The organism is Serratia rubidaea (genome assembly GCF_016026735.1).
GTDB classification, from domain to species: Bacteria; Pseudomonadota; Gammaproteobacteria; order Enterobacterales; family Enterobacteriaceae; genus Serratia_B; species Serratia_B rubidaea.
Genome location: NZ_CP065640.1, coordinates 2,315,734 through 2,340,151 on the forward strand (window position 1 = coordinate 2,315,734; position 24,418 = coordinate 2,340,151).

At 62.3% G+C, this 24,418-nt stretch carries 18 protein-coding genes; 13 read left to right on the top strand and 5 right to left on the bottom strand.

Annotation, left to right across the window (positions count from 1 at the left end; genetic code table 11):
* The first annotated feature begins 209 nt into the window (after window positions 1-209).
* On the top strand, window positions 210-1,631 hold the full coding sequence (gene clcA, locus I6G83_RS10675; RefSeq protein WP_054306257.1) for a H(+)/Cl(-) exchange transporter ClcA: 1,422 nt from the start codon (window positions 210-212) through the stop codon (window positions 1,629-1,631).
* A gap of 107 nt (window positions 1,632-1,738) precedes the next feature.
* Window positions 1,739-2,083 (top strand): iron-sulfur cluster insertion protein ErpA, encoded by a 345-nt coding sequence (gene erpA, locus I6G83_RS10680; RefSeq protein WP_015670939.1) that lies wholly within the window; start codon window positions 1,739-1,741, stop codon window positions 2,081-2,083.
* Between the two features lie 57 nt (window positions 2,084-2,140).
* On the opposite strand, the gene I6G83_RS10685 is transcribed toward erpA, so the two are convergent.
* The 3 genes from I6G83_RS10685 to mtnN are packed head-to-tail and all read right to left on the bottom strand — an operon-like array spanning window position 2,141 to window position 4,264.
* Window positions 2,141-2,755, bottom strand: coding sequence for a TRIC cation channel family protein (locus I6G83_RS10685; RefSeq protein WP_054306256.1), 615 nt, complete (start codon window positions 2,753-2,755; stop codon window positions 2,141-2,143).
* On the bottom strand, window positions 2,755-3,561 hold the full coding sequence (gene btuF, locus I6G83_RS10690; RefSeq protein WP_054306255.1) for a vitamin B12 ABC transporter substrate-binding protein BtuF: 807 nt from the start codon (window positions 3,559-3,561) through the stop codon (window positions 2,755-2,757). The genes I6G83_RS10685 and btuF overlap by 1 nt, the downstream gene beginning before the upstream one ends.
* A gap of 1 nt (window position 3,562) precedes the next feature.
* Window positions 3,563-4,264 (bottom strand): 5'-methylthioadenosine/S-adenosylhomocysteine nucleosidase, encoded by a 702-nt coding sequence (mtnN, locus tag I6G83_RS10695; protein WP_015670942.1) that lies wholly within the window; start codon window positions 4,262-4,264, stop codon window positions 3,563-3,565.
* A gap of 138 nt (window positions 4,265-4,402) precedes the next feature.
* On the opposite strand from mtnN, the gene dgt reads away from it, so the two are divergent.
* The 3 genes from dgt (at window position 4,403) to I6G83_RS10710 (ending at window position 8,901) form a co-directional block, all read left to right on the top strand.
* Entirely contained in the window at window positions 4,403-5,920 is a 1,518-nt protein-coding gene (dgt, locus tag I6G83_RS10700; RefSeq protein WP_054306254.1) for a dGTPase, read from the top strand.
* Window positions 5,921-6,142: 222 nt separating this feature from the next.
* Window positions 6,143-7,570, top strand: a complete 1,428-nt coding sequence (gene degP, locus I6G83_RS10705; protein WP_062779161.1) for a serine endoprotease DegP — start codon at window positions 6,143-6,145, stop codon at window positions 7,568-7,570.
* A 179-nt stretch (window positions 7,571-7,749) separates the two neighbouring features.
* Window positions 7,750-8,901, top strand: a complete 1,152-nt coding sequence (locus tag I6G83_RS10710; RefSeq protein ID WP_054305125.1) for a CdaR family transcriptional regulator — start codon at window positions 7,750-7,752, stop codon at window positions 8,899-8,901.
* 1 nt (window position 8,902) lies between these two features.
* On the opposite strand, the gene garD is transcribed toward I6G83_RS10710, so the two are convergent.
* A complete protein-coding gene (gene garD, locus I6G83_RS10715) occupies window positions 8,903-10,468 on the bottom strand; it encodes a galactarate dehydratase (RefSeq protein WP_054305126.1) in 1,566 nt (521 codons plus the stop codon).
* A gap of 450 nt (window positions 10,469-10,918) precedes the next feature.
* On the opposite strand from garD, the gene I6G83_RS10720 reads away from it, so the two are divergent.
* The 6 genes from I6G83_RS10720 to I6G83_RS10745 are packed head-to-tail and all read left to right on the top strand — an operon-like array spanning window position 10,919 to window position 17,835.
* The gene (locus tag I6G83_RS10720) at window positions 10,919-12,271 is read left to right on the top strand and encodes an MFS transporter (protein WP_054305127.1); all 1,353 of its coding nucleotides are present in this window, start codon (window positions 10,919-10,921) and stop codon (window positions 12,269-12,271) included.
* Complete coding sequence (locus tag I6G83_RS10725; RefSeq protein WP_054305128.1) at window positions 12,271-13,608, top strand: enolase C-terminal domain-like protein; 1,338 nt, start codon at window positions 12,271-12,273, stop codon at window positions 13,606-13,608. Before I6G83_RS10720 ends, I6G83_RS10725 begins: the two co-directional genes overlap by 1 nt.
* Before the next feature lie 23 nt (window positions 13,609-13,631).
* Complete coding sequence (gene gudD, locus I6G83_RS10730) at window positions 13,632-14,972, top strand: glucarate dehydratase (protein ID WP_054305129.1); 1,341 nt, start codon at window positions 13,632-13,634, stop codon at window positions 14,970-14,972.
* A gap of 36 nt (window positions 14,973-15,008) precedes the next feature.
* Window positions 15,009-15,782: a 2-dehydro-3-deoxyglucarate aldolase gene (garL, locus tag I6G83_RS10735; RefSeq protein WP_054305130.1), complete on the top strand. Its 774-nt coding sequence runs from the start codon at window positions 15,009-15,011 to the stop codon at window positions 15,780-15,782.
* 10 nt (window positions 15,783-15,792) lie between these two features.
* Entirely contained in the window at window positions 15,793-16,677 is an 885-nt protein-coding gene (garR, locus tag I6G83_RS10740) for a 2-hydroxy-3-oxopropionate reductase (RefSeq protein ID WP_054305131.1), read from the top strand.
* Window positions 16,678-16,695: 18 nt separating this feature from the next.
* A complete protein-coding gene (locus tag I6G83_RS10745) occupies window positions 16,696-17,835 on the top strand; it encodes a glycerate kinase (RefSeq protein WP_054305132.1) in 1,140 nt (379 codons plus the stop codon).
* 41 nt (window positions 17,836-17,876) lie between these two features.
* On the opposite strand, the gene barA is transcribed toward I6G83_RS10745, so the two are convergent.
* Window positions 17,877-20,609: a two-component sensor histidine kinase BarA gene (barA, locus tag I6G83_RS10750; RefSeq protein ID WP_054305133.1), complete on the bottom strand. Its 2,733-nt coding sequence runs from the start codon at window positions 20,607-20,609 to the stop codon at window positions 17,877-17,879.
* A 62-nt stretch (window positions 20,610-20,671) separates the two neighbouring features.
* Here barA and rlmD point away from each other — a divergent pair, with 62 nt between their 5' ends.
* Both rlmD and relA read left to right on the top strand, forming a co-directional pair.
* Window positions 20,672-22,000, top strand: coding sequence for a 23S rRNA (uracil(1939)-C(5))-methyltransferase RlmD (gene rlmD / locus I6G83_RS10755; protein WP_015670954.1), 1,329 nt, complete (start codon window positions 20,672-20,674; stop codon window positions 21,998-22,000).
* A 36-nt stretch (window positions 22,001-22,036) separates the two neighbouring features.
* Complete coding sequence (gene relA / locus I6G83_RS10760) at window positions 22,037-24,268, top strand: GTP diphosphokinase (RefSeq protein ID WP_054305134.1); 2,232 nt, start codon at window positions 22,037-22,039, stop codon at window positions 24,266-24,268.
* Window positions 24,269-24,418: the final 150 nt, after the last annotated feature.

Consider the following 24,418-nt stretch of genomic DNA (forward strand, 5'->3'; position numbering starts at 1 on the left):
GATGCGCCGCCCGCGTCTTTGGGTTTAAAATGGAAAGTTCTGAGATTTATACCCTAAATAATTCGAGTTGCAGGAAGGCGGCAAGGGCAGGCATTCCGATGAGCTTACTTGGCTAAGTGATTCGGGTGGCTGAGCACCACCAACAAACCTGCAGCTTGAAGTATGGCGGCTATTTATGACTTATTCTTGCCGGTGGTAATCAACCCCTTATGAGCGAGCATCAATCACAACCCCCGTTAGTACTTACTCCGCGCGTGAGGCGCGTTGACAGCGTTCGTCAATTTATTCGTCGCGATAAAACGCCGGTGGCGATCCTGCTGATGGCGGCCCTGGTGGGCGCGCTGGCCGGGCTGTTGGGCGTGGCGTTTGAAAAGTCGGTGGACTGGGTGCAGCAGCAGCGTTTTTCCGCGCTGTCGTACGTCGCCGATGCCTGGTATCTGGTGTGGCCGCTGGCGTTTCTGCTGTCCGCCGCGTTGGCGATGCTGGGCTATTATCTGGTGCGACGCTTTGCGCCGGAGGCCGGCGGGTCGGGCATTCCGGAGATCGAGGGCGCGTTGGAAGAGCTGCGGCCGGTACGCTGGTGGCGGGTGCTGCCGGTAAAATTTGTCGGCGGCATGGGCACGCTGGGCGCCGGCATGGTGCTGGGACGGGAAGGGCCGACGGTGCAGATGGGCGGCAACGTCGGGCGTATGGTGCTGGATATCTTCCGCATTCGCGGCGCCGAGGCGCGCCACTCGCTGCTGGCGACCGGGGCGGCGGCCGGGCTGTCCGCCGCGTTTAATGCGCCGCTGGCGGGGATCCTGTTTATCATCGAAGAGATGCGCCCGCAGTTCCGCTATAACCTGATCTCGATTAAGGCGGTATTTATCGGCGTGATTATGTCGACCGTGGTCTACCAGCTGTGTAATGGCCAGCATGCGGTGATTGAGGTGGGCAAGCTTTCTGCGGCGCCCACTAACACTCTGTGGCTGTATCTGGTGTTGGGAGCGGTGTTCGGCGGCGTCGGCGTGATGTTTAACCGGCTGATTTTCCGGACGCAGGACATGTTCGCCCGCCTGCACGGCGGCGAGCTGCGTAAAATTGTGCTGATGGGCGGCGGGCTGGGCGGTCTGTGCGGCGTTCTGGCGCTGATTCAGCCGGAGGCCGCCGGCGGCGGTTTCGGCCTGATTCCGATTGCGGCGGCGGGCAACTATACCGTCGGCATGCTGATGTTTATCTTTATCGCCCGGATCGTCACCACGCTGCTGTGCTTCGGCTCCGGCGCGCCGGGCGGTATTTTTGCGCCGATGCTGGCGCTGGGCACGCTGTTTGGCACCGCCTTTGGCCTGGCGAGCAGCCATCTTTTCCCGCAGTACGGCATCGAGCCGGGGACGTTCGCCATCGCCGGCATGGGGGCGCTGTTCGCCGCGACGGTGCGTGCGCCGCTGACCGGCATCGTGCTGGTGCTGGAAATGACGGACAACTATCAGCTGATTTTGCCGATGATCATTACCTGCCTGGGCGCGACGCTGGTGGCGCAGTTCCTCGGCGGTCAGCCGCTGTATTCGTCGCTGCTGGCGCGCACGTTGGAAAAGCAGCGGGTGGCGGAGAAAACAGGCAAAGAAAATACAACAAATGCGGTGAATACTTGAACGCAACACTCAGGTATTGGATAATCACGAGTATTAATCAGGTTGCCGGCACCCACCCGAAGTCATACCAGGGAGCCTGATGCTGAATCATGTTGGGAGTTAAGAGTATGAGTGAAGAGACAGCACTGCCCCTGCAATTTACCGAGGCAGCAGCAAACAAGGTGAAATTCCTGATTGCTGATGAAGAAAATCCGAACCTGAAGTTGCGGGTTTACATCACCGGTGGCGGCTGCAGCGGATTCCAATACGGCTTCACTTTTGACGATAAGGTCAACGAAGGCGATATGACCATCGAAAAACAGGGCGTGGCTCTGGTGGTCGACCCGATGAGCCTGCAATATCTGGTTGGCGGCTCGGTGGATTATACCGAAGGTCTGGAAGGGTCGCGCTTTGTGGTGACCAACCCGAACGCTAAGACCACCTGCGGTTGCGGCTCGTCGTTCAGCATCTGATCGGCCGTCTGACCTAAAGAAAAACCCGCCAAACGGCGGGTTTTTTATTGGTTAAATCTATTGTTCGAGAATAAACGCCGGCAGCTTCAGGTGCCAGCGTATGGCCGCCAGCCGGATCAGCAGCGTAATGGTCATGCCCAGCATCATTGCCTGCTGCAGCGGCATGCCGAAGGTGGAGAACGCGGTAGCGTGCACGATGCCGCCGACAATGCAGGCGGTGGCGTAAATTTCCGTCCGCAGGATCATCGGGATTTCGCGCGCCAGCACGTCGCGGATAATGCCGCCGCCGACGCCGGTAATTACGCCCATGCATACCGCCACCAGCGCGCCGCTGCCGGCGGCAAAGGCCTTGTCGACGCCGATGCCGACGAACACCGCCAGCCCGACCGCATCCAGCACCGGCAGCACCCACTTCGGCAGGCGACGCGGCTGACGCACCAGCATCAGCGTCAGCACGCAGGTGATCATCGCCACCACCAAATCGGTGGGGTCCTGCACCCAGAACACCGGGCCGTTAGCCAGCGCCATATCGCGGATGGTGCCGCCGCCGACGGCGGTCACCACCCCGAGCACCAGCACGCCGAAAGGGTCCATTCGCAGCTTACCGGCCAGCAACACGCCGGAGATGGCGAACACCGCGGTGCCGAGAATATCCAGCCAGAACACCAGCATCAGCGGATCTCCGCCAGCTGGCTGCACAGCTGCTGCGCCGCCAGCATAATGCGTGGCCCCGCGCGGTTGAACCAGTCTTCATTCAGCGCAATGACCGGCACCTGCAGCTGCGGCGCCCAGAATGCCTTGACGCTGGCGATCTGTTCGGCGCCGCCGCTGATGACGATCGCCTGCGGCCGACGCGCCAGCACCTGCTCGCGGCCGATTTGCGGCCAGGGCACGCGGCTGTCGGCAAAAATGTTCTCGCCGCCGCACAGGCTCAGCAGCCGGCTTTGCAGCGTCGCGGCGGAGCTGGTGAACAACGGCTGAGTGCCGAACTGCAGCAGCACGCGGCGCGGCGGGTTATCGGCATAGCGGGTCTTCAGCCGGGCGAGCTGCTGGCGCACCTGCGCGGCCGCCTGATGCGCCTGCTCCGGGTGCGGGCTGTAGGCGGCCAGATCGTCCAGCAGGCCGGCGATCTCCTCCGGCGTTTTGGCGTCGGCGTAAAAGATCGGAATGCCGAACGCGGCGATCTGATCCAGCACCCGCTGTGGGTTGCCGCCGCGCCAGGCCAGGATCAGATCCGGCTTGAGCGCCAGGATCCGCTCCAGGTTGACCCCTTGCCACGATGCCACCTGCTCAAGCCGTTTGGCCTGCGGCGGATAATCGGAAAAGGCGCTGACCGCCAGCAGGGTATCCCCCATGCCGGCGGCGTACGCCAGCTCCGTGGTATTGGGCGCCAGGCTGATCACCCGCTGCGCGGCCGCGGCGGGCAGGGACAGCGCCAGCGCCAGCAGCCACGGCAGGCAGCAAAAACGTCGTTTCACCTTAGTCGCGCTTGGCCAGCATCTGCAGCATGGCGTTGACCATCAGCGAGGACTGCTTGGCGGCCACGGTCAGGAACTCGTCGAAGCTCATGTGCGATTCGCTGTCGGCCACGTCGGAGATGGCGCGCACCACCACAAACGGCGTGCCGAACTGGTGACAGACGTGGGCGATCGCCGCCGCTTCCATTTCTACCGCCGCCACGCTCGGGAAGGTGGCGCGAATGCGCGCCAGCGGTTCGGCGCCGTTGATAAAGGCGTCGCCGCTGCAGATCAGGCCGCGCACCGCATTAAGATCCAGCTGGCGGATGCAGTGTTCCGCCAGGGCGATCAGCGCATCGTTGGCGACGAACGCCGCCGGGCAGCCCGCCATCTGGCCTGGTTCATAACCGAACGCGGTGACGTCGGCATCGTGGTAGCGGACCTCTTCGGACACCACGATATCGCCGACTTTCAGCGTGGCGGCCAGACCGCCGGCGGAACCGGTGTTGATCACCAGATCCGGCTGGCAATGCTCCAGCAGCAGGGTGGTGCCCATCGCCGCAGAGACTTTACCGATGCCGGACTTCAGCAGCGCGACCTCCACCCCGTTGATCTGGCCGGTGTAAATTTCACAGCCCGCGCGCTGGATGGTCTGACGGTTTTCGATTTGATCGCGCAGCAGGGTAACTTCCTGCTCCATGGCGCCGATGATGCCTACTTTCATAAATAATACTCGCTGATAGGGGGAAGAAGTGCCGCATAGTCTATCATGGCTGTTAAACAGAGATAATCCATTGCATCCGCCGTGCGGAATTGCTATCACGGAGGCAGACGCGCCAGGGCCAAAACAGGAGAGCCGCAGATGTCCGGGATCGACTTTAAACAGAAAATCAGCTTTCAGCGCCCGTTCAGCAATCCGATCGTGGCGGAGCAGGAGTACGATATTGTCCGCCAGTTCGAAAGCGATCGCGGACGGATCGTCAACTCGGCGGCGATTCGCCGGCTGCAGCAGAAAACCCAGGTCTTCCCGCTGGAGCGCAACGCGGCGGTGCGCAGCCGGCTAACCCACTCGATGGAAGTGCAGCAGGTGGGGCGGCACATTGCCAAAGAGATCCTCAACCGCTTTAAGCAAGAGCAGCGTATTGATGCGCTCGGCCTGACCAACCTGCTGGATCCGTTTGAAAGCATCGTTGAAATGGCCTGCCTGATGCATGATATCGGCAACCCGCCGTTTGGCCACTTCGGCGAGTCGGCGATCAACGACTGGTTCAGCCAGCGGCTCGATCCGGACAGCTGCGGCAGCGAGCCGAGCAGCCAGGACGGCTGCCAGGTTGAGGTGCTGCGCCTGCGTGAAGGGGACGGTGATCTGAACCGGCTGCGCAGCCGCATCCGCCACGATCTGAGCCATTTTGAAGGCAACGCGCAGGCGATCCGGCTGGTGCATACGCTGCTGAAACTGAACCTGACCTATGCCCAGGTGGGCTGCATCCTGAAATATACCCGCCCGGCGTATTGGGCGCAGGCTATCCCCACCAGCCACAGCTACCTGATGAAAAAGCCGGGTTTTTATCTGGCGGAGGAGGCGTTTGTCGACCGCCTGCGGCGTGAGTTGCAGATGGGGGAGTTCGACCGTTTCCCGCTGACCTATATCATGGAGGCCGCCGATGATATTTCTTATTGCATCGCCGATCTGGAAGACGCGGTGGAAAAAAACATTTTCACCGTCGAGCAGCTTTACCACTATTTGAGCCAGGAGTGGGGGACGGTAGAGTCGGGCGATCTGTTTGATAAAACGGTGGCCGGCGCGTTTGGCAAAATAGCGCAGGGCGGCGCGCGGCGCAGTTCGGAAGATCAGTTCTTTATGTACCTGCGGGTATTTACCGTTGCTAAACTGGTGCCTCATGCCGCCGGGCGTTTTATTGATAATCTGGACGCCATTTATCAGGGCAACTTTAATCAGGCGCTGCTGGAGGATTTCAGCCCGGCGTACCGGCTGCTGAAAGTATTTAAAAAGGTGGCGTCTAAATACGTCTTCAACCACCCGGAGGTGGAGCAGCTGGAGCTGCAGGGCTACCGCGTTATCAGCGGCCTGCTGGATATCTACAGCCCGCTGCTGGCGATGTCGCAGGCAGACTTCAGCCAACTGGTGCAGGAAGACAGCCATCGTGATTTCCGGATGGAGACGCGGCTGTTCCATAAACTCTCCACCAAGCATCGGCTGGCTTATATTGAAGCCGTCGAGGGGATACAGTATTTATCCCCGGAGCAGCGGGAGATCCGCGAATATTATTTCCGCGCGCGGCTGCTGCAGGATTATATCAGCGGTATGACCGACCTTTACGCCTATGATGAATATCGCCGTTTAATGGCGGCGGAATAACGCTGGCGCCACCCCCTTCCTTATCCGACCGCGTCCTTGCCGGCGCGGTTTATTATTTAGAGAAGTGTAAAGACGAGGAATAATTTTTTACGCTTCTCAATACTCCGCGGCTGAACTTCAGGTTATTAATAGGTTCTCATTGTGTACAACAAGCGCGATACCCTGCGGCGCCTGCTGAATGGGGTATGTCCCTGCATTGACCGACTTTATAGAGACACACAGATGAAAAAAACCGCATTAGTTCTGAGCGCCCTGGCTTTCAGTATGGGCATGGCCCTTGGCCCGGCAAACGCTTCCGCCGCAGAGACGGCCTCCGCCAGCACGCCGTCGACGCAGTTGCCAAGCCTGGCGCCGATGCTGGAAAAGGTGATGCCGTCGGTGGTCAGCATCAACGTGGAAGGCAGCGCCGCCGTTAATACGCCGCGTATGCCGCAGCAGTTCCAGCAGTTCTTTGGCGAGGATTCGCCGTTCTGTCAGGATGGATCGCCGTTCCAGGGCTCGCCGATGTGTCAGGGCGGGGCGGGCGGTGAGAGCGCCAAAGAGAGCTTTAAGGCGCTGGGGGCCGGGGTGGTGATCGATGCGGCGAAGGGCTACGTGGTGACCAACAACCACGTGGTGGACAACGCCAACAAGATCCAGGTGCAGCTGAGCGACGGCCGCCGCTTTGATGCCAAGATCATCGGTAAGGATCCGCGTTCCGATATTGCGCTGATCCAGCTGAAGAACTTCAAGAACCTCACCGCGATCAAAATGGCGGATTCCGATCGGCTGCGGGTCGGCGACTACACGGTGGCGATCGGCAACCCTTACGGTCTGGGTGAAACCGCCACTTCCGGCATCGTTTCGGCGCTGGGGCGCAGCGGCCTGAACCTGGAAAACTACGAAAACTTTATCCAGACCGATGCGGCGATCAACCGCGGTAACTCCGGCGGTGCGCTGGTGAACCTGAACGGCGAGCTGATCGGCATCAACACCGCGATCCTGGCGCCGGACGGCGGCAATATCGGTATTGGCTTCGCCATTCCGAGCAATATGGTGAAAAGCCTGACGGCGCAGATGGTGCAATACGGCCAGGTCAAACGCGGCGAGCTGGGGATTATGGGCACCGAGCTGAACTCGGAGCTGGCGCAGGCGATGAAGGTTGACGCCCAGCGCGGCGCCTTTGTCAGCCAGGTGATGCCGAAGTCCTCTGCCGCCAAGGCGGGCATCAAGGCGGGCGATGTGATCGTGACCATGAACGGTAAAGCCATCTCCAGCTTCGCCTCGTTCCGCGCGCAGATCGGCACGTTGCCGGCCGGCAGTAAAATGTCGCTGGGGATTATCCGCGACGGCAAGCCGGTGACCGTGGATGTGACGCTGGAGCAGAGCAAACAGACGCAGGTCGACGCCGGCAATATCAACGCCGGCATCGAGGGGGCCGAACTGAGCAACGTGCAGGCCGGCAACCATAAAGGGGTCAGGGTTGACAGCGTGAAGGCCGGCAGCGCCGCCGCCAGCATCGGCCTGAAGAAAGGCGACGTGATCCTGGGGGTCAACCAGCAGCCGGTGCAGAACCTGGGCGAGCTGCGCAAAATCATCGACAGCAAGCCGCCGGTTCTGGCGCTGAACATCCTGCGCGGCGACAGCACGCTGTACCTGCTGATGCAGTAATCTGTCTCCGTTCTCTTCTCAAACAGGCACGCTGCGGCGTGCCTTTTTCGTGTTGCTAAATTGTGAAGCCTGCCACAACTCCCGGCGCTGCCGAAACGCTTTGGGCATCTGCACAATGTGCCGCTCCCGGCGCGTCGGTATGCTGGGCGATTATCTAAAATCGGGTTGGGGCGAATTGAATGGCGGAATACCATCTTGACGGCAAGCTGGCGCAGGAAATCGTGGCGCGCACCATGCAAATCATTGACGGCAACGTCAATGTGATGGACGCGCGCGGCAGAATCATCGGCAGCGGCGACCGTGAGCGGGTCGGCGAGCTGCACGAAGGGGCGCTGCTGGTACTGTCGCAGGCCCGGGTGGTGGATATCGATGAGGCCGTGGCCCGCCATCTGCACGGCGTGCGGCCGGGCATCAATCTGCCGCTGCGCATCGACGGCAGCATCGTCGGGGTTATCGGCCTGACCGGAAATCCGGCGCAGCTGCGCCAATACGGCGAACTGGTGTGCATGGCGGCCGAAATGATGCTGGAGCAGGCGCGGCTGATGCACCTGCTGGCGCAGGACAGCCGCTTCCGCGAAGAGCTGGTGCTGAACCTGATCCGCGCGGAGGCGCTGTCGCCGGCGCTGATGGAGTGGGCGCAGCGGCTGGGTATCGATCCGGAGGAGCCGCGCGTGGCGGCGGTGGTTGAGGTGGACAGCGGGCAGCTGGGCGTCGACAGCGCAATGGCGGAACTGCAGCAGCTGCAGGCGCTGCTGACGCTGCCGGAGCGCGACAACCTGATAGCCATCGTCTCGCTCAGTGAAATGGTGGTGCTGAAGCCGGCGCTTAACGGCCACGGCCGCTGGGACGCCGAAGACCACCGCCGCCGGGTGGAAAACCTGTTGTCGCGCATGAAAGAGAGCAGCCGCCTGCGGGTGCGGGTGGCGCTGGGCAATTACTTTACCGGGCCGGGCAGTATCGCCCGCTCCTACCGCACCGCGCGCACCACCATGGCGGTGGGCAAGCAGCGCATGTTCGAGCAGCGCGCCTACTACTACCAGGATTTAATGCTGCCGGTGCTGTTAGACAGCCTGCGCGGCGGCTGGCAGGCGGACGAGCTGGTCAGGCCGCTGGCGCGCCTGAAGGCGATGGACGGCAACGGCCTGCTGCGGCGCACCCTCAGCGCCTGGTTTTTGAATAACGTGCAGCCGAGCGCCACCGCCAAGGCGCTGTACATTCACCGCAACACGCTGGAATACCGCCTGAACCGCATCTCCGAACTGACCGGCCTCAACCTGTCGAGCTTTGACGCCCGCTTGCTGCTGTATATCGGCCTGCAGCTGGACGAATAGCTCAGGTGACCGGCGCCGGGTTGAACACCGCCAGCGCATTATGTAATCCCCATCGATCCGACCAGGTTTTCTTGCGCCCGCTGGCGATGGCCAATATCAGCTCAAACAGCTGCCAGCCCACCTGCTCGATGGTGGCCTCGCCCTTGGCGATGCTGCCGGCGTCGATATCCATCAGATCGTGCCAGCGCTCGGCCAGCGCGCTGTGGGTCGCCATTTTGATGACCGGCACGGCGGTCAGGCCGTACGGCGTGCCGCGCCCGGTGGTGAACACCTGCAGAGTGATGCCGGAGGCCAGCTGCTGGGTGCCGCAGACGAAGTCGCTGGCGGGCGTGGCGGCGAAGATCAGGCCGCGCCTGCTCGGGCGCTGGCCGGGGGAGAGCACTTCGACAATCGCGCTGGCGCCGGACTTGGCGATCGACCCCAGCGCCTTTTCCACCACGTTCGCCAGCCCGCCTTTTTTATTGCCGGGCGATGGATTGGCGCTGCGGTCGGTCTGGCCCTGACTGAGGTAATCGTCGTACCAGCGCATCTCCTCCAGCAGGCGCCGGCCCACTTCCTGGTCGGCGACGCGCGGCGTCAGCAGATGAATGGCGTCACGCACCTCCGTCACTTCCGAGAACATTACCGTCGCGCCGCAGCGCACCAGCAGATCGGAGGCGAAGCCCACCGCCGGGTTGGCGGTGACGCCGGAGAAAGCGTCGCTGCCGCCGCACTGCATACCGACCACCAGCTCTGACGCCGGGCAAGGCTCGCGTCGGCGCTGATTGAGCTTGCGCAGATGCCGTTCCGCCAGCGCCAGAATATCGTCTACCATCGATTTAAAGCCGATATGCTTCTCATCCTGCAGACGCACGATCTGCCCGGCGTCCAGCGAAATTGGCTGCACATCCGGGGTGCCCTGCAGCAGCCGCTCCGGCTGCAGTTTTTCGCAGCCGAGGCCGACCACCATCACCTCGCCGCCGAAATTGGGGTTAAGCGCCAGATTATGGATGGTGCGGATCGGCACCACCGCGGCGGGCGCGTTGATGGCGACGCCGCAGCCGTAAAGGTGATTCAGCGCCACCACGCCGTCCACGTTAGGGTATTGCGGCAGCAGGTCGCGTTCGATGATTTTCACCACGAAGTCGACCACGCCGGCGACGCAGTGCACGCTGGTGGTAATCCCCAGCAGGTTTTTCGTGCCGACGCTGCCGTCGGCGTTGCGGTAGCCGTCGAAGGTGTAGCCCTCAAGCGGCGGTAATGGCGGCGGCACGCGGTTAGCCAGCGGCAGGCTGTCCAGCGCCGGCGCCGCCGGCAGCGTGACCAGCGATTCATCAATCCAGCCGCCGCGCAGGATATCGCGCTGCGCATAGCCGATCGTCTCGCCGTAGCGAATAATCGCCTCGCCGGCGGCGATATTAATTAATGCCGTCTTGTGTCCCTGCGGCACGTGTTCAATTAACCGTAAGCCGCAGGGAAATAGCGTTCCTTTGGCTAATCCCTGCGGATTAACCACGATGGCGACATTATCATTGGCGTGAACCTTTATATATAACGGCGCGTCGTGACGGGTATTTATTTCAGACATTCCAACCTCACTTGCCTTCATTATTATTTTTGCTGCGAGATTAATCGGCAGATGTGCTCACCTAATCAGTATAGGTTTAGCTATCAGACGGCGACATTATGCAAATGACCGGTATTACGCGGCGACGGCGCTCAATTCTTTGGCATTGCGCCAACGGCGCGTGAGGCCGATCACGGCCCGGCGGGGTTTCGTGAGCCGTCCGGCGTTATCTTGGGCAGATGCCCCAAACTAACGGCCATATCGTGCCGATCCTTGGAATATTGCCCGATGAGCTTCGTAAATGAGCTGCATATACTTTTCGCAGAGCAAAATTATTGGGCTTTGATATTACCGCAACGGAATTAATCGCACTGCTCACAGGTGAGGTTTATTTAATTCAACCCATATTCGTTCTGAGATATTCATGCAGTTCAGGATGAAGATAGCACCCGCTAGATTCAGGAGAACACCATGTCAACAATCAGTTCCGCAACCGGCGCAATAAAAAGAACCAATACGCGCTATTGGATTGTGGTGATGCTGTTTATCGTCACGTCATTCAACTACGGCGACCGCGCTACGCTGTCGATCGCCGGCTCGTCAATGGCTCAGGATATCGGGCTGGATCCGGTCGGGATGGGCTATATCTTCTCCGCCTTTTCCTGGGCGTATGTTATCGGCCAGATCCCCGGCGGCTGGCTGCTCGACCGCTTCGGTTCAAAGCGCGTCTATTTCTGGAGCATCTTTATCTGGTCGCTGTTCACCCTGCTGCAGGGCTTTGTCGATATCTTCAGCGGCTTCGGCATTGTGGTGGCGCTGTTCGCCCTGCGTTTTCTGGTCGGGCTGGCGGAGGCGCCGTCGTTCCCGGGCAACAGCCGCATCGTCGCCGCCTGGTTCCCCGCCCATGAGCGCGGCACCGCGGTGGCGATTTTCAACTCGGCGCAGTATTTCGCCACGGTGATCTTCGCGCCGATTATGGGCTGGCTGACGCACGCCGTCGGTTGGTCGCACGTGTTCTTCTTTATGGGCGGGCTGGGGATCGTACTGAGCTTTGTCTGGCTGAAGGTGGTGCACAACCCGAAGGATCATCCGCGCATCAATCAGGCTGAACTCGACTATATCGAGGCCGGCGGCGCGTTGACCAATATGGATCAGCAACAGCCGCAGGCGCAGCCGGTGAAAGGTGAGAAATGGCAGCAGATCAAACAGCTGCTGCGCTCGCGCATGATGGTCGGCGTCTATATCGGCCAGTACTGCATCAACGCGCTGACCTACTTCTTTATCACCTGGTTCCCGGTCTATCTGGTGCAGGCGCGCGGCATGTCGATCCTGAAAGCCGGCTTTGTCGCCTCGGTGCCGGCCATCTGCGGCTTTGCCGGCGGCGTGCTGGGCGGGGTGATCTCCGACTATCTGATGCGCCGCACCAACTCGCTGACCTTCTCGCGCAAGGCGCCGATCGTGATCGGCATGCTGCTGTCGATGTCGATGATTTTCTGTAACTACGTGAGTGCCGAATGGATGGTGGTCGGCATTATGGCGGTGGCGTTCTTCGGCAAGGGGCTGGGGGCGCTGGGCTGGGCGGTGATGGCCGATACCGCGCCGAAGGAGATCAGCGGCCTGAGCGGCGGGCTGTTCAATATGTTCGGCAATATTTCCGGCATCGTTACGCCGATCGCCATCGGCTACATCATCGGCACCACCGGCTCATTCAACGGCGCGCTGCTGTACGTTGGTATCCATGCGCTGCTGGCGGTGGTCAGCTATCTGTTTATCGTCGGTGAAATCAAACGCATCGAACTGCAACCAGTGACGCGGGAGGCATGATGAGCGATACGCAGAGTACGCCAACCATCACCGCCATGCGCGTGATCCCGGTCGCCGGCTATGACAGCATGCTGCTGAATATCGGCGGCGCCCACGGCGCCTATTTTACCCGCAATATCGTGGTGCTGACCGACAGCGCCGGCCACACCGGCGTGGGCGAAGCGCCGGGCGGCGAGGTGATTTACCAGACCCTGACGGCGGCGATGCCGCAGGTGGTGGGGCAGCAGGTGGCGCGGATGAACAGCCTGGTGCACGCGCTGCACGGCGGTAACCAGTCGGCGGATTTCGACGCCTTCGGCAGCGGCGCCTGGACGTTTGAGCTGCGGGTCAATGCGGTGGCGGCGCTGGAGGCCGCGCTGCTCGATCTGCTGGGGCAATGTCTCGGCGTACCGGTGGCGGAGCTGCTCGGCCCCGGCAAACAGCGCGATGCGGTGACAGTATTGGGCTATCTGTTCTATATCGGCGACCGCCGGCGCACCGATTTGCCGTATCAGGCCGGCGAGCAGGGCGGCCACCCGTGGTATCACCTGCGCCATCAGGCGGCGATGGACGCGGCGGCGATCGTCGAGCTGGCGGCGGCGGTGCAGGATCGCTACGGCTTTAAGGATTTCAAACTCAAGGGCGGCGTACTGCCGGGCGAGCAGGAGATCGAGGCGGTGCGCGCGCTGGCGCAGCGCTTCCCGCAGGCGCGCATCACCGTCGATCCCAACGGCGCCTGGCGGCTGGATGAGGCCATCGCGCTGTGCCGGGGCATGAACGGCATCCTGAGCTATGCGGAAGATCCGTGCGGCGCGGAGCAGGGCTTTTCCGGCCGCGAAGTGATGGCGGAGTTTCGTCGGGCGACCGGGCTGCCGGTGGCGACCAATATGATCGCCACCAACTGGCGGGAGATGCGTCACGCCACGCAGCTGCAGGCGGTGGATATCCCGTTGGCGGATCCGCACTTCTGGACGATGTCCGGCGCGGTGCGGGTGGCGCAGCTGTGCGATGAATGGGGGCTGACCTGGGGCTGCCACTCCAATAATCACTTCGATATCTCGCTGGCGATGTTTACCCACGTCGGCGCGGCGGCGCCGGGCCACCCGACCGCTATCGACACCCACTGGATCTGGCAGGAAGGCCAGCATCTGACCAAAAACCCATTGCAAATCGTCGACGGCAGCATTGCGCTGCCTGACGCGCCGGGCCTCGGCATTGAGCTGGACTGGCAGGCGCTGGAACAGGCGCACCGGCTGCACCAGACGCTGCCGAGCGGGGCGCGCAACGATGCGTTGGCGATGCAGTACCTGGTGCCCGGCTGGCGCTTTGACCGCCAGCGCCCGGCGTTCGGCCGTTGATTTCACTCTGAAAGGACAGACTTATGACCACGTTTCACAGCGCTCCAAAGATTATCGCCATGCAGGTGGTGCCGGTTGCCGGCCATGACAGCATGCTGCTGAATCTGAGCGGCGCCCACGCGCCGTTTTTCACCCGTAATATCGTCATTTTGCAGGATAACGCCGGCCATACCGGCGTCGGCGAAGTGCCGGGCGGCGAAAAGATTCGCCAGACGCTGGAGGACGCGCAGCCGCTGGTGGTGGGGAAAACGCTCGGCGAATATAAAAATGTGATGACGGCGGTGCGTCAGCGCTTCGCCGATCGCGATGCGGCGGGCCGCGGCCAGCAGACGTTTGACCTGCGCACCACTATCCACGTGGTGACCGGCATCGAAGCGGCGATGCTCGATCTGCTGGGGCAGTTCCTGGAGGTGCCGGTGGCGGCGCTGCTGGGGGACGGGCAGCAGCGCGAGTCGGTGGAGATGCTCGGCTATCTGTTCTACATCGGCGACCGCCGGAAAACCCCGCTGCCGTATCAGAGCCAGCCGGACGACGCCTGCGACTGGTACCGGCTGCGCCATGAAGAGGCGCTGACGCCGCAGGCGGTGGTGCGCCTGGCGGAAGCCGCCTACGAGAAATACGGCTTTAACGACTTCAAACTGAAAGGCGGCGTGCTGGCCGGCGACGAGGAGGCCGACGCGGTCACCGCGCTGGCGGAGCGTTTCCCGCAGGCGCGCATTACGCTCGATCCCAACGGCGCCTGGTCGCTGGCAGAGGCGATCCGGCTGGGCCAGCGGCTGCGCCACGTGCTGGCCTACGCCGAGGATCCGTGCGGCGCCGAGCAGGGCTTCTCCGGCCGTGAAGTGATGGCGGAGTTCCGCCGCGCCACTGGCCTGCCGACCGCCACCAATATGATCGCCACCGACTGGCGCCAGATGCACCATACGCTGCAGCTGCAGTCGGTGGATATTCCGCTGGCGGATCCGCACTTCTGGACGATGCAGGGATCGGTGCGGGTGGCGCAGCTGTGTCACGAGTTCGGCCTGACCTGGGGATCCCACTCCAACAACCACTTTGACATCTCGCTGGCGATGTTCACCCACGTGGCCGCCGCCGCGCCGGGCGATATCACCGCCATCGATACCCACTGGATCTGGCAGGAGGGCAACCAGCGTCTGACGCGCGAGCCGCTGACCATCGCCGGCGGCCGCGTGGCGGTGCCGCAGAAGCCGGGGCTGGGCATTGAGCTGGACCACGATCGCCTGATGAAGGCGCATGAGCTGTATAAAACCCACGGCCTCGGCGCGCGTGATGACGCCATGGGCATGCAGTATCTGGTGCCGGGCTGGGACTTCGATAACAAACGCCCGTGCCTGGTGCGCTAAACCGTCTTTTCACTCTCTTAACGTAAAGGATACGCCATGAACCGTTGTCACAACCGCTTTCGTCAGTCTCTGCAGCAGGGGGAAACCCTGATCGGCTGTTGGTCGGCGCTGGGCAATCCGATCTCGACCGAAGTGCTGGGACTGGCCGGTTTCGACTGGCTGGTGCTGGACGGCGAGCATGCGCCGAATGATATCACCACCTTTGTGCCGCAGCTGATGGCGCTGAAGGGCAGCAGCAGCGCGGCGGTGGTGCGGCCGCCCTGCAATGAACCGGTGATTATCAAGCGCCTGCTGGATATCGGTTTTTTTAACTTTCTGATCCCGTTTGTCGAGAGCGAAGAGCAGGCATTGCAGGCGGTGGCGTCGACGCGCTACCCGCCGGCCGGCATCCGCGGCGTGTCGGTCTCCCACCGCAGCAACGGCTACGGCACGGTCAGCGATTACTTCAGCACCGTGAATGACCATATCAGCGTGCTGGTGCAGATCGAATCGCAGGCGGGCATCGACCATCTGGACGCCATCGCGGCGGTGGACGGCGTCGACGGCATTTTCGTCGGCCCGGGCGATCTGTCCGCCGCGCTGGGCTATCTCGGCCAGCCGAACCATCCGGAGGTACAGGCGGCGATCCGGCATATCTTTGCGCGCGCGGCGGAGGCGGGCAAACCGAGCGGCATTCTGGCGCCGGCCGAAGCCGATGCGCGCCGCTACCTGGAGTGGGGCGCGACCTTTGTCGCCGTCGGCAGCGATCTGGGCGTGCTGCGTGGTGCGACGCAGGCGCTGTGCGACCGTTTTAAATCTGGTGTGAAATAAGGAGCAGAAGATGAAAATTGGATTTATCGGCCTGGGCATTATGGGCAAACCGATGAGCAAGAACCTGCTGAAAGCCGGCTATGCGCTGGTGGTGCTGAATCATCGGGCGGCTACCACCGCGGAACTGACCGAGCTGGGCGCGGAGAGCGCCGATACGCCGAAGGCGGTTGCGGCGCAGTGCGACATCGTGATCACCATGCTGCCCAACTCGCCGCAGGTGCAGGAGGTAGTGCTGGGGGAAAACGGCGTGATCGAAGGCGCCCGGCCGGGCACGGTGGTGATCGATATGAGTTCGATCGCGCCGCTGGCCAGCCGGGAAATCAGCGCCAGACTGGCGGAAAAGCAGGTGGCGATGCTGGATGCGCCGGTCAGCGGCGGCGAGCCGAAGGCGATTGACGGCACGCTGTCGGTGATGGTCGGCGGCGAGAAGGCGGTGTTTGACCGCTGCTATGAGGTGATGAAAGCGATGGCCGGCTCGGTGGTGCATACCGGCGAGATCGGCGCCGGCAACGTGACCAAACTGGCAAACCAGGTGATCGTCGCGCTGAACATCGCCGCGATGTCGGAAGCGCTGGTGCTGGCGACCAAGGCCGGCGTCGACCCGGAGCGGGTCTATCAGGCGATCCGCGGCGGGCTGGCGGGCAGCACGGTGCTGGACGCCAAGGCGCCGATGGTGCTGGCGCGCAATTTCAAACCGGGGTTCCGCATCGAATTGCATATCAAGGATCTGGCCAACGCGCTGGACACCTCGCACGGCATCGGTGCGCAGCTGCCGCTGACCTCGGCGGTGATGGAGATGATGCAGGCGCTGCGGGTCGACGATCTGGGCGGGGCGGATCACAGCGCTTTAGCCTGCTATTACGAGAAATTGGCTAAAGTCCAAGTCACCAGTTAGGGATTGCGCAGGCAGCTTATGAAAATAGTGATCGCGCCGGATTCATATAAAGAGAGTTTATCCGCGCTGGCGGTGGCCAACTGCATTGAGGAGGGATTCCGCGAGATTTTCCCCGCCGCGGAGTTCGTTAAACTGCCGCTGGCCGACGGCGGGGAAGGAACGGTGGAAGCGATGGTGGCGGCGACCGGCGGGCGGATTATCACGGTAGATGTGACCGGGCCGCTCGGTGAGGTCACGCCGGCGTTTTTCGGCCTGTCCGGCGACGGACGCAGCGCGTTTATCGAGATGGCGGCGGCCAGCGGGCTGGAGCGGCTGCCCGCCGGGCAGCGCAACCCGCTGAAAACCACCTCCTACGGCACCGGAGAGCTGATCCGCTGCGCGCTGGAGCACGGCGTCAGGCACTGCATTATCGGCATTGGCGGCAGTGCGACCAATGACGGCGGCGCCGGCATGGTGCAGGCGCTGGGGGCGCGGCTGCTGGATGAGCGCGGCGAGGAGATCGGTTTCGGCGGCGCCGCGCTGGCGACGCTGGCGCAGATCGACCTCAGCCGGCTGGATGCGCGTATCGGCCGCTGCCGGTTTGAGGTGGCTTGTGATGTGACCAACCCGCTGACCGGCCCGGAGGGCGCTTCCGCCATTTTCGGCCCGCAGAAGGGAGCGACGCCGCAGATGGTGGCGGAGCTGGACGGCGCGCTGGGCCATTATGCGCAGGTGATCAAGCGCACGCTGGGGGTGGACGTGGAGCAGGTGCCCGGCGCCGGTGCGGCCGGCGGCATGGGAGCCGGACTGCTGGCGTTTTGCCGGGCGGAACTGCGTCAGGGGATTGAGATCGTCACCGAGGCGCTGGGGCTGGACGCGCTGGTGCGCGACGCGACGCTGGTGATCACCGGCGAAGGGCGCATCGACAGCCAGAGCATCAAAGGCAAGGTGCCGATTGGCGTGGCGCGGGTCGCCAAACGCTACGGCAAGCCGGTGATCGGCATCGCCGGCAGCCTGAGCGACGACGTCGGCGTGGTGCATCAGCACGGGGTGGACGCGGTGTTCAGCGTGCTGTACCGCATCTGCACGCTGGAGGAGGCGCTGCATGACGCCGCCGACAACGTGCGGGCGACGGCGCGCAATATCGCCGCGACGCTGAAGATGGCGCAGGGGCAGTAACGGCGGCCTCTTCCTGTGGGGGAGAGGCCGCACGCTGACGCTTAGCCCAGGTGTTTTCTGGCCGCTTCGCTGACCAGTTCGATTTCATCCAGCAGTTCCAGCCACTCCGGCTCCAGATCGCCGATGGCGACGCCCTGACGCAGCTGCTGTTCAATGTAGAAGCAGAGCTGTTTCAGCCGCGGCACGCCGCTGTAGCTGCAGCTGCCGTGCAGTTTGTGGATCAGATCCAGCAGCGTATCGTCCTGCGCGCCGTCCAGCACCGCCTGCACCCGTTCTCTCACCTGCGGCAGGAAGTCGAGCAGCATTTGCAGCAGATCGCGCGCCAGATCCTGCTTATTGGCCGCCTGACGTAGTGCCAGCGACCAGTCCAGCGACGCCAGCGGCTCCGCGTTCGCCGGCGGCGTCGCGGCCTCTGCCTCCTGCGCGCCGCTGTGGTAGCGCGACAGGACGCGGGTCAGCATCGCTTCGTCGATCGGCTTCGCCAGATAGTCGTCCATGCCGGCCTGCAGCAGATGCTCGCGTTCGCCGCTGACCGCATGGGCGGTGACCGCGACGATCGGCGTGGAGTTATGGTGCGGCAGCTGGCGGATCAGCTCGCTGGTGCGGATGCCGTCGATATTCGGCATCTGGATATCCATCAGAATCAGATCCAGCACGTTGTCGCGCGCCAGCGCAATGGCCTCTTCGCCGCTTTCGCACAGCAGCGTTTTTTCCACCTGTTCCGCCAGCAGGGTGCCGATCAGCTTCAGGTTGGCCGGGTTGTCGTCCACCGCCATCACGGTCAGCGGCAGGCGGTTGCGCGCCGGGGCGGCCAGCTCCTGACGCGGCGTTTCCATGCGCAGCAGCGGGAACAGGCGGGTGCTGGTGATCGGCTTGACCAGGCAGCCCACCGCGCCCTGTTCTTTCAGCAGTTCGGCGTCGATCTGCGACTGGTACGGCAGGGCCAGAATCACCCGTCCGGCGTAGTTGAGCGCCTTCAGCAGTTTGTCCTGATGCTGCGCCATGTTGTCGCGGAACGGGATCGGCACGCCCACCAGCATAAAGTCGTAATTATCGCCGGGCAGCTGGCCGAGGGTCGGCGAATGGGTGACGACCAGCGGCGTGGCGTTAAGCATATTCAGCGTCGCCTGCGCCGCCGTCGGGTTGGATTCGATATAGGCCAGCGTCTTGCCGCTCAGTTCCGGCAGGCACGGCTGGCGGGTCAGCATATCTTCATTCAGGTCCAGGGTAATATGGAACCAGAAGGTAGAGCCGCGGTTGAGCTGGCTGTGGAAACAGATATCGCCGTTCATCTCTTTCACCAGCTTCTGGGTGATGACCAGCCCGAGGCCGGTGCCGCCGTGGCGGCGCGAGATGCTGGCGTCCGCCTGGCGGAACGCCTGGAACAGCTGCGACTGCTGGCGTTCGGAGATGCCGATGCCGGTGTCGTGGATCTGCACCTCCAGCTCGACCTGATGCTCCAGCTGGTTGCGCAGCTCCACCCGGATATCGATATTGCCGGTTTCGGTAAATTTGACCGCGTTGCCCAGCAGGTTGGTGATCACCTGCTGCAGGCGCAGCGAGTCGCCGATCACCTGCTCCGGCACGTCGTTGTGGACGTCGAGCGTCAGCTCCAGCCCTTTTTCATGGGCGGACGGCGCCAGCAGTACGATCACTTCATCCAGCGTTTCGCGCAGCGCGAACGGGATGTGCTCCAGCACCAGCTTGCCGGCCTCCAGCTTGGAGAAGTCCAGCACGTCGTTGATGATGGTCAGCAGGTTGTTTGCCGAGCGCTCGATGGTCTGCAGATAGTCGTTCTGGGTGGCGCTCAGCTCGGTTTTTAGCATCTGGCGGGTAAAGCCGATAACGCCGTTCAGCGGGGTGCGCAGCTCGTGCGACATATTGGCCAGAAACTCGGATTTAATACGCGCGGCTTCCTGCGCGCGCTTTTTCGCCAGATCCAGTTCGACGTTCTGGATCTCCATCTGCTCCAGCGTTTCACGCAGGTCGAACGTCGCCTGATCGATATTCTGCTGCATCTCTTCGTGATAGGCGGTCAGCGACATCGCCATGGAGTTGATGCCGTTTTTCAGCATATGCAGTTCACCGAGCATAAAGCCCTCCACCCGGCTGTCGAGCTGGCCGCGGCGGATGCGGTCGACGGTGTTGACCATGTTGCGGATCGGCCCGGTGACGTCGCGCATCAGCCGGTAGGCGAACAGGATGGCGATACACATGCACAGCAGCAACAGCAGCGTGGAGACAAACACCTCTTTGTACTGCTGCAGGCGCACCGACTGCAGGTCCAGCTCGATGGCCACATAGCCGAGGTTATTGTCGCCGTGCGCGCTGCTTTCGGCTGACTCGTCGGGATATTGGTTCTCCGACAGGATCGGCGTGCGCAGGATCAGCGAGTCGCCGCGGCGCGTCAGCATCAGATCGGTGGGCAATGGCACACCTTTCGGGATCTGCAACTGGGCGAAATTATGGTGATAATTGGAGGTGACAAACAGGTTGTTCTGCGCGTCGAACACCGTGATGGAGCGTACGATATCGGAGTGACGGCGGTGCAGCAGGCTGACCAGCTGGCGCACCGACTCGCGGCTGCGGAAGGTCATGCCGTATTCGCTGGCGACGGCGAGCGGCTCGATAATGCTGGCGCCGGCGTCCACCAGCTGTTCCTGCAGCTCATTATAACGGTGCACGACGAAGAAGGTACTGAGCAGCAGGCCGATCAATAATGTAGGGGCCAGAATCAATATCATCATGCGCGCGCGCAGGCTGTATTTGGTCATGGGATTCCAATGTGGGAGAATTGCGCTAATCCTAGCTTAATGAACCAGCAACCGACAATTTTATGGCGCAATTCTACTCTCCCAAACGCCGCGTGACGACCCGGCAGAACACACAAATCTTCACCGTGACGGTGAGCGACCTCGATCCCTTCGGCCAGGGCGTGGCGCGCCACAACGGTAAAGCGGTGTTTATCCCGGGCGTGCTGCCGGGCGAACAGGCGGAAATTCAGCTGACGGAAGACAAGCGTCAGTTCGCCAAAGGCAAGCTGAAACGCCTGCTGACCCGCAGCCCGCAGCGGGTGGAGCCGCGCTGTCCGCACTTTGGCGTCTGCGGCGGCTGCCAGCAGCAGCATGCGGATGAAAGCCTGCAGCAGCAAAGCAAATTGGCGGCGTTGGGGCGGATGATTGCCCGCGAAACCGGCGTCAGCGTGCCGCCGGAAGCGGTGATCGCCGGGCCGCAATACGGCTATCGTCGGCGCGCGCGTCTGGGGCTGATGTGGCAGCCGAAGCAGCAGACCCTGCAGATGGGCTTTCGTCAGTCCGGCTCCAGCGAACTGGTGACGGTCACCCGCTGTCCGGTGCTGGCGCCGGAGCTGGAGCAGCTGCTGACGCCGCTGCGCGCCTGCCTGAGCGGTCTGCAGGCGGTGAAGCGTCTGGGGCATGCCGAACTGGTGCTGGCGGACAACGGGCCGCTGCTGGTGCTGCGCCATTTGGATGCGCTCAGGCCGGCCGACCGCGAAGCGCTGCTGGCATTTGCCCGGCAAAATGCCGTAACGATTTATTTGGCGTCGGACAGCGAACAACTGGAGAAACTGTGCGGTGACGCGCCGTATTATCAGGTTGACGGGCTACGCTTAGACTTCAGTCCGCGCGACTTTATTCAGGTAAACGATGCGGTCAACCAGCAGATGGTGGCGCAGGCGCTGGAGTGGCTGGAGATTCAGCCCGACGATCGGGTGCTGGACCTGTTCTGCGGCATGGGCAATTTCACCCTGCCGCTGGCGCGGCGGGCGAAAGCGGTGGTCGGCATTGAAGGTGTTGCCACGCTGGTAGCGAATGGGCAATATAATGCACATAAGAATTTGCTGAGTAATGCGTCGTTCTTTCATCAGAATCTGGAAGAGGACGTGGAGCGACAGCCTTGGGCGCAACAGGGATTTGATAAGGTTATGTTGGATCCTGCCCGGGCGGGCGCGGCTGGAGTGATGTCACATATTGTAAAACTGGCGCCGGCGCGGGTGGTATACGTTTCCTGTAACCCCACCACGCTGGCGCGCGACAGCAAAGCGTTGCTGTCCGCTGGTTATCGTCTTGCGCGTGTGCGTATGCTGGATATGTTCCCGCACACGGGGCATCTTGAATCAATGGCGCTGTTTATTCGTCAGGAATAACGGTCGCCTGTGGTCGCTGCATAGTAGGGAGAAGGTATGGTTGCGGTAAGAAGTGCACATTTGAACACGGCAGGTGAATTCGCTCTTGACGAGTGGCTTGCCGGTCTTGGGCTACCCAACCCACAGTCCGTTGAACGACTGGCCGATACCTGGCGCTATTGCGAACAACAGACCAAAGACCATCCGGACGCGCCGAAACTGCTGGGGCGCGGCCTGGAAATGGTGGAAATTCTCTCGACCCTCAGCATGGACAACGACAGCATGCGCGCGGCGCTGCTGTTCCCGCTGGCCGACGCCGGTCTGGTGCAGGAAACGACCCTGAATGAGGTGTTCGGCAGCAATATCGTTGCGCTGGTGCACGGCGTGCGCGATATGGACGCCATTCGTCAGTTGAAGGCGACCCACAACGACTCGATGGGCTCCGAGCAGGTCGATAACGTGCGCCGCATGCTCCTGGCGATGGTGGAAGATTTCCGCTGCGTGGTGATCAAGCTGGCGGAGCGTATTGCCCACCTGCGCGAAGTGAAGGACGCGCCGGAAGATGAACGGGTGCTGGCGGCCAAGGAGTGTTCCAATATCTATGCGCCGCTGGCCAACCGTCTGGGCATCGGCCAGCTGAAGTGGGAGCTGGAGGATTTCTGCTTCCGCTACCTGCACCCGGACGAATACAAGCGCATCGCCAAACTGCTGCACGAACGCCGCATCGACCGCGAACAGTTTATCGACGATTTTGTCGCCTCGCTGCGCAAGGCGATGGCGGACGAGGATATCCGGGTGGAAATTTACGGCCGCCCCAAGCATATCTACAGCATCTGGCGCAAAATGCAGAAAAAGGCGCTGGCGTTCGACGAACTGTTCGACGTGCGTGCGGTGCGCATCGTGGCCGAACGGCTGCAGGACTGCTATGCGGCGCTCGGCATCGTGCATACCCATTTCCGCCATCTGCCGGACGAGTTTGACGACTATGTCGCCAACCCGAAGCCTAACGGTTATCAGTCGATCCATACCGTGGTGCTCGGCCCGCGCGGCAAAACGGTCGAAATCCAGATCCGTACCCGCCAGATGCACGAGGACGCCGAGCTGGGCGTCGCCGCGCACTGGAAGTACAAAGAGGGCGCCGGCGTCACCGTGCGCTCCGGCTACGAGGAGCGCATCGCCTGGCTGCGTAAGCTGATCGCCTGGCAGGAAGAGATGGCCGACTCCGGCGAAATGCTCGACGAAGTGCGCAGCCAGGTGTTCGACGACCGGGTGTACGTATTTACGCCGAAGGGCGACGTGGTCGACCTGCCGGCCGGCTCAACGCCGCTGGACTTCGCCTACCATATTCACAGCGACGTCGGCCACCGCTGCATCGGCGCCAAGATTGGCGGGCGTATCGTGCCGTTCACCTATCAGCTGCAGATGGGCGACCAGATTGAAATCATCACCCAGAAGCAGCCGAACCCGAGCCGCGACTGGCTGAACCCGAACCTCGGCTACGTCACCACCAGCCGCGGGCGTTCGAAGATCCATAACTGGTTCCGCAAACAGGATCGCGATAAAAACATTCTGGCCGGCCGCCAGATGCTGGACAACGAACTGGAGCACCTCGGCATCAGCCTGAAAGAGGCGGAGAAACTACTGGTTCCGCGTTACAACATGAACTCGCTGGATGAAGTGCTGGCGGCGATCGGCGGCGGGGATATCCGCCTCAATCAGATGGTGAACTTCCTGCAGAGCAAGTTCAACAAGCCGAGCGCCGAGGAGCAGGACCGCGAAGCGCTGCGTCAGCTGGTGCAGCACAAGGCGCCGCCGGCCACCCGTAAGAAGGATGACGGCCGGGTGGTGGTGGAGGGCGTCGGTAACCTGATGCACCACATCGCCCGCTGCTGCCAGCCGATTCCGGGCGACGATATCGTCGGCTTTATCACCCAGGGGCGCGGCATCTCCATCCACCGCGCCGACTGCGACCAGCTGACCGAACTGCAGTCCCACGCGCCGGAGCGCATCGTCGACGCGGTGTGGGGGGAAAGCTACTCCAGCGGCTATTCGCTGGTGGTGCGGGTGATGGCCAACGATCGCAGCGGCCTGCTGCGCGATATCACCACCATCCTCGCCAACGAGAAGGTGAACGTGCTGGGCGTCGCCAGCCGCAGCGATACCAAAAAGCAGATGGCGACCATCGATATGGATATCGAAATCTACAACCAGCAGGTGCTGGGCCGGGTGCTGGCGAAGCTGAACCAGCTGCCGGATGTGATAGACGCCAAGCGTCTGCACGGCAGCTGAATCCCCGGGGTCTTTCACACCGCCTCGTTGTTGGCTGCAAACGCTCACCCCGGTTGCTTAGTTTACTAAGCTCCCGGGGATTCACGTTTTTGCCGCCTAGATGCGGCGCGAAATCCATTGGGGATTCAGGTGCCTGACGTTTGAATGCGG

What these genes read in the sequence shown, in the direction of transcription:
- I6G83_RS10725 (WP_054305128.1), top strand. Translation starts at nt 12,271, where the DNA reads ATGAGCGATACGCAGAGTACGCCAACCATCACCGCCATGCGCGTGATC.
- I6G83_RS10710 (WP_054305125.1), top strand. Translation starts at nt 7,750, where the DNA reads ATGGCGGAATACCATCTTGACGGCAAGCTGGCGCAGGAAATCGTGGCG.
- garL (WP_054305130.1), top strand. Translation starts at nt 15,009, where the DNA reads ATGAACCGTTGTCACAACCGCTTTCGTCAGTCTCTGCAGCAGGGGGAA.
- I6G83_RS10720 (WP_054305127.1), top strand. Translation starts at nt 10,919, where the DNA reads ATGTCAACAATCAGTTCCGCAACCGGCGCAATAAAAAGAACCAATACG.
- clcA (WP_054306257.1), top strand. Translation starts at nt 210, where the DNA reads ATGAGCGAGCATCAATCACAACCCCCGTTAGTACTTACTCCGCGCGTG.
- I6G83_RS10685 (WP_054306256.1), bottom strand. Translation starts at nt 2,755, where the DNA reads ATGCTGGTGTTCTGGCTGGATATTCTCGGCACCGCGGTGTTCGCCATC.
- garD (WP_054305126.1), bottom strand. Translation starts at nt 10,468, where the DNA reads ATGTCTGAAATAAATACCCGTCACGACGCGCCGTTATATATAAAGGTT.
- barA (WP_054305133.1), bottom strand. Translation starts at nt 20,609, where the DNA reads ATGACCAAATACAGCCTGCGCGCGCGCATGATGATATTGATTCTGGCC.
- dgt (WP_054306254.1), top strand. Translation starts at nt 4,403, where the DNA reads ATGTCCGGGATCGACTTTAAACAGAAAATCAGCTTTCAGCGCCCGTTC.
- I6G83_RS10745 (WP_054305132.1), top strand. Translation starts at nt 16,696, where the DNA reads ATGAAAATAGTGATCGCGCCGGATTCATATAAAGAGAGTTTATCCGCG.
- gudD (WP_054305129.1), top strand. Translation starts at nt 13,632, where the DNA reads ATGACCACGTTTCACAGCGCTCCAAAGATTATCGCCATGCAGGTGGTG.
- garR (WP_054305131.1), top strand. Translation starts at nt 15,793, where the DNA reads ATGAAAATTGGATTTATCGGCCTGGGCATTATGGGCAAACCGATGAGC.
- mtnN (WP_015670942.1), bottom strand. Translation starts at nt 4,264, where the DNA reads ATGAAAGTAGGCATCATCGGCGCCATGGAGCAGGAAGTTACCCTGCTG.
- erpA (WP_015670939.1), top strand. Translation starts at nt 1,739, where the DNA reads ATGAGTGAAGAGACAGCACTGCCCCTGCAATTTACCGAGGCAGCAGCA.
- relA (WP_054305134.1), top strand. Translation starts at nt 22,037, where the DNA reads ATGGTTGCGGTAAGAAGTGCACATTTGAACACGGCAGGTGAATTCGCT.
- degP (WP_062779161.1), top strand. Translation starts at nt 6,143, where the DNA reads ATGAAAAAAACCGCATTAGTTCTGAGCGCCCTGGCTTTCAGTATGGGC.
- rlmD (WP_015670954.1), top strand. Translation starts at nt 20,672, where the DNA reads ATGGCGCAATTCTACTCTCCCAAACGCCGCGTGACGACCCGGCAGAAC.